This is a genomic window from Jejuia spongiicola (assembly GCF_023502325.1).
GTDB lineage: Bacteria > Bacteroidota > Bacteroidia > Flavobacteriales > Flavobacteriaceae > Wocania_A > Wocania_A spongiicola.
Genome location: NZ_JAMFLZ010000020.1, coordinates 1 through 1,285, shown reverse-complemented (window position 1 = coordinate 1,285; position 1,285 = coordinate 1). Strand labels below are relative to the sequence as shown.

Genomic DNA, 1,285 nt, shown 5'->3' with positions numbered 1-1,285 from the left:
TGTGTCTGTATGCCAACCTATTAAAGTAGCATCGTAGTTTTCTTGAGATAGGGTAGCACCTAAAAACATATCATCCATTGCTATAACATTACTAATATCCCAAGAACTAATATCTTGATTAAAAGAAGTTGCGCTATTAAACATACTCTCCATAGTAGTTACTAGTTCTGTATTCCAGCTACTAATGTTTTGATTAAAAGATCCATTCTTTTTAAACATATTAAAAAAATCATTTACGCTAGAGGTATCCCAGTTATCAAGGGGTTGATTAAAAGGTGTGTTTTCAAACATATTTGACATTGTTGTAACAGCACTTACCTCCCAATTATTGATGGGGGAATTAAATAATGTACCTTGAAATACTCGTTTCATATTAGTAATTTTGCTTACATCCCAATTGTTAATAGCTCCTCCATTATCTACAAAAGAATTACAGTTCCTAAACATATCAAACATTGAAGTGACTTGACTTAAATTTGGAATACCGGTTGCATTTAATACTAAATTCCTACACCCCCAAAAAGACTGTTCCATCGAAGTCCAAATATTTGTACCCCATTGTTCAATCGTTTGTATTTTGTCTTTATCTCCTGTATTGTTAAAATAGATTCTAGGGAAAACACCACGAATAGCAACAGTGTATGTGCCAGCTGTTAAGGTAGTACTTGTTGCATTACCTGAAACGTTGGTAGATTCTGGATTAAAAGTAACACCATCATAACTCCAATCTACATCATAACTATAGCCTATTCCAGCTGTAGGAATGGTAATGGTTTCATTTTCTTCAACCACCCAAGTGGTTATAAAATAATCTTCAGCTCTACATCCAAGGCCACCATCAGTAATCGACCAATTAAAAGAAGTGTCTAAACTATTCCTAGCAAATATTGCAGAACAGTACTGACTACTGCCTCCATGAAAAGTTATATTATTAGGGACATCATCAATACCATCATTAGCAACACCACTTGTGTCTGTATGCCAACCTATTAAAGTAGCATCGTAATTTTCTTGAGATAGGGTAACACCATTAAACATATCTGTCATTAATGTAACATTACTAATATCCCAGTTGCCTATATTCTGGTCAAAACTTTCAGCGAAAGAAAACATACCAAGCATATCAGTTACGCTAGAGGTATCCCAGTTATCAAGAGTTTGATTAAAAGGAGTGTTTCTAAACATATTTGACATTGATGTAACAGCACTTACCTCCCAATTATTGATGGGGGAATTAAATAATGTACCTTGAAATATTTGTTGCATATTAGTAATTGTGCTTACT

Annotated in this window: 1 protein-coding gene; it reads right to left on the bottom strand. The window is 33.9% G+C overall.

Annotated features, from left to right (window positions below; all coding sequences use genetic code 11):
• On the bottom strand, positions 1 to 1,275 hold a 1,275-nt coding region (locus tag M3P09_RS17165), incomplete at its 3' end, for a BspA family leucine-rich repeat surface protein (protein WP_347709819.1).
• Between the last annotated feature and the right edge of the window lie 10 nt (positions 1,276 to 1,285).